Origin of the sequence: Arthrobacter sp. HMWF013, assembly GCF_003061105.1 — a bacterium.
In the GTDB taxonomy this organism is placed as follows: Bacteria; Actinomycetota; Actinomycetes; order Actinomycetales; family Micrococcaceae; genus Arthrobacter.
Genome location: NZ_QAIQ01000503.1, coordinates 1 through 3,695, shown reverse-complemented (window position 1 = coordinate 3,695; position 3,695 = coordinate 1). Strand labels below are relative to the sequence as shown.

Below are 3,695 nucleotides of genomic sequence, written 5' to 3'. Positions count from 1 at the left end.
CCGCCTGTGTCATCCCGGCCGGCGAGGTAAGAGTGACCGAGCCGGAATTGACACTCATGCAGCCGACCAGCATCGCGTTCGCGGTTGTGCTAGTAACTGCGGGGACTGTCCCTGAGGATGCTGCCCCGCCGGACGCGGACGTGGCAGTGCCGTCAGGCCCGGAGGCACCGGAATACCTCGCGATAGCCCCTCCGCTCGCCGTGGACGTTGTGGTCCAGGAATAACTCGCCGCCTCGGACGCAGTGGCCACCTTGTAGAAGCCATAGACTTTCGGGTTTGCGATGGTGGTCACCGCGGCCAGCCGTGTCCAGCCTGTCGGTGCCCCTGTCAGGGGTATGGTGCCGCCGTTCAGGGCGATGCAGCTGACGAGGACATCCCCCTGGGCGACGTTGGCCGGTTTGGGGATGGCGAGGGTAGTGCTCGCTGAGGTGTTGGTGGCTTGGCTCACCGACTCGCGGACGATGCCGCCGCCCGGGGTGCTGGGGCTGACAGTCCAGGTCTGTGCGGCTGCTGTGGCATCGGCGTTGCCGGCTGCGTCAGTGGCCCAGACACTGAAGGCGTGGGACCCGGCCGCCAACCCGGTGTAGGCCTGGGGCGAGGTGCAGGCGACGCGCGGCGCACCATCCAGGCTGCACTGGAACGTGGAGTTGGCTTCACTGGAGGTGAAGGCAAAGGACGCGCTGGTGGACGTCGATGTGGCCGGCGGTCCCGACGTGATGGTGGTCTCCGGTGGCGTGGTGTCCCCCGGTGGAGGCGTGGTGCCCACGGTCCACGTATAGCTGGCCGGAGACGGGTCAACGCCGTTCTGGTCAGAAGCACGGACCCGGAAAGTATGCGCCCCGGCGGCCAGCCCCGAGTACGACATCGGGCTCACGCAGGTGGCGAACGGTGCCGAGTCGAGCGAGCAGCTGAAGGTCGCGCTGGCCGATGTTGAAGTGAAGCTGAACTGTGCCGTTGTGGACGTCGTCGGGTTGGTCGGGTTGCCCGTGATCGTCGTGTCCGGTGGTTGGGGAGCTGGGGTCCCTGCCCCGATTTTGCGCGGGTCGTAGGCCGCATCCACGAGTAAAGCCGGCGAATAGGCGCCAGCGATGGATTGCCATGGCACCACCTTGAAGTTCTGGCGCACCTCGTTGGACGTGTCCTGCGTAACGAAGAAGCCCTGGGGGAATGGACCACCCACGCCGAAATTGGTGACGTCTATCCCGTCCATACCGGTGACAGCATCGATCCCGTTCCCGGCCGGGATGGCGAAGGCGCCCAGCGGCCGGTTGTCATCGCGGCTATAGATGTGGAACCGATTGGAGCCCTGGCTCGCGGCCAGCAGGTATCCGGCACCCCCGCTCCCGTAGTAGATGCTGATGCCCTTGATGTCCTGAACGATGTCGCCGCCGTTCTCGATGGTGCTCACAACTTTCGTTCCGGTTGTCGGGTCCCCGGGCTCGGCTCCGTAGCGCCAGATTCCGCCGATGTCCTCCTGCGCTACGTAGATCCGCTTCATCTCATCATCGGCTACCAGGCCCTCGGTGTGGGCCGGACCGCTCACCGTCCAGCTGCGCACGAGCTTGCCGGTCACTGATCCGGTGGAGCCGTCAAGTTCCCACTGCTCCATTTTGCCGACATCGGTGACGAAGACGAAGTACTTGCCGGTGTCCGGGGAGTGGTAAAAGGAGAACCCGCGGGGCGTCCCGATGCTGGCGGTGGGTAAGAAGCTGCCAGCCTTCGTCAGCGAGCCGTCCGAATCGTTGACCTTGTAGAAGTCAAGGCTCCGTTCCCGGTTCGAGGCACCGACCAGGCCTACGCGGCTGCTGCCGAGGGGGAAGTTGTAGCGGACGTCAACATTGTTCATCCGCCCATCGGGGTAGTAGAACAGCTGCCGTCCGGACAGGTCATAGACGACCAGGCCGCGCCCATCCCTGCTCTTGTCCGTGCCGATGATGGTGCTCTTCGATGGGTCGGTGGGGTGGATCCAGATGGCCGGATCGTCTGCGGCATCCGGTGTTCCAGGTATCGGGGCCGTCTCGACCGTTGCGCTCACCTGCGCCACGGCCGCATTGGCCACCGGAGCGGCGAGTCCTATGTGTAGTCCAGCGAGCAGTCCAGCCACTGTAAGCATGGCTGCAAACTTCGATTTGTGTGGCATATCTGGCCTCCCAAAAGCTTGATGCCGCACATTCGGCGGCGACGACGGGGTGGTGGGAACCGTGCGGCTTTGCACCATCACGGTGAAGCTAAGAGACCAGTACTTTGAATTACGGGCTACGCCCTGACCGCGGACTTGCCGCATGCTTCTCGTGCTGAACAGGGAGTCAGCCTATGGGCAGCGTGCGATGGGGGCAACGGGGATACCTACGTTAAATCCCGCAGGATATTAGGTAGCGACCGCAGGATTTTAGGTACTGACCGCAGCCCACCACTGCCGACCCGCACCCCGCCTCCACCGATGCCCACGTTCCCCTTCGACGCGCACATTCCCCGGCGCGGCCCAGTTACGGGGTGCGCCAAGGAACCTGCGCGTCGTCAACGAACTGGCGCGTCGAGCGTACTTGTCCACATAGCGGCACCTCCCCCTCCCGCAGGGACGATGCTGCTGGCAACGTCGGTATATGACCGATCTTCCCCCGCTGCTTTTGTCCCGCGAGCGGCTCCTGCACGGCCTGACCCCGAACGATCTAGCCAAGCGGGTGAAGGCCGGCACCCTGGTCCGCGTCCGGCATGGCGTGTACACGGAAGGACAGGCGTGGAGGGAACTCAAGCCGTGGGAGCAATACCGCCTCCGCGTCCAGGCAGCGGCCGAGACGTTCGAGAAACCCACGGTCTTCGCCCGGCACTCCGCCGCAAGCGTGTGGCGAATCCCCACAATCGGCCTGCATCATCCCGTCGAAGCCCTCACGTTGAACAACGACGGCGGCCGGTCACGTGCCGGAGTCAGCCGCCACTTCGCTGCGCGGGCGGGACTGAACGTGGTCCGGCGCGAGGGGCTCTTGGTCACGGACCGAATCCGCACCGTCCTGGACCTGGCGGCATTCACGCCCTTCACGTGCGCTGTGGCACCTCTGGACCATGTGCTTCGGCGTGACCGGGCCAGGCGCCTGGCTGCCGTGACCAAGGCTGAATTGGAGGCTGGCATCGGATCGTCATATTCCGCTGCTACCGGGCGGAGGATCCGGGCGGCCATCGAGTTTGCCGATCCTGCCTCGGGCTCGGCCGGTGAGTCGTTAAGCCGCGCCCTGATCCATGTGGCCGGCTTTGAAGCTCCGGTCCTCCAGCAGGCAATTTTCGACTCCGCCGGCCTGGTGGGCTACACCGACTTCTACTGGAAGCAGGCCAAAGTTGTGGGCGAGTTCGACGGTGAGGAGAAATACGCCAAGGCCGAATACCTCAATGGCCTGACCCCGTCGCAGGCCGTCGTGGCGGAAAAGAATCGAGAGAACCGGATCCGTGCCACGGGCCTCAACGTGGTGCGGTGGGACTGGGCCGATCTCAAGGAACCGGGGGCGCTGGAACGCAAGCTTGCAGCGGCGGGCGTGCCGCGCCGTCGTGCGCGTTCTGCCGTTGTCGACTCGCGCACCCGGCCGTGACCCACAGCTTCGACGCGCACTTTCCCTGGCGCCCCCGTTATCCAGGGATCGCCACGGAATATGCGCATCGTCAGCGAATCTGCGCAGCGGCCACCACCACGGCGACAGCGCTAAGTT

The 3,695-nt window shown here is 65.0% G+C and carries 2 protein-coding genes; one reads left to right on the top strand and one right to left on the bottom strand.

The window, feature by feature from the left end; genetic code table 11:
• On the bottom strand, positions 1-2,113 hold a 2,113-nt coding region (locus DBR22_RS17740; RefSeq protein WP_181365233.1), incomplete at its 3' end, for a phytase.
• 490 nt (positions 2,114-2,603) lie between these two features.
• Between DBR22_RS17740 and DBR22_RS17735 the strand changes: the two genes are divergently transcribed.
• Entirely contained in the window at positions 2,604-3,578 is a 975-nt protein-coding gene (locus DBR22_RS17735) for a type IV toxin-antitoxin system AbiEi family antitoxin domain-containing protein (protein WP_108600106.1), read from the top strand.
• The last annotated feature ends 117 nt before the right edge of the window (positions 3,579-3,695 follow it).

Excerpts from the sequence above, each read along its gene's own strand:
- DBR22_RS17735 (WP_108600106.1), top strand. The coding sequence starts at position 2,604 with ATGACCGATCTTCCCCCGCTGCTTTTGTCCCGCGAGCGGCTCCTGCAC.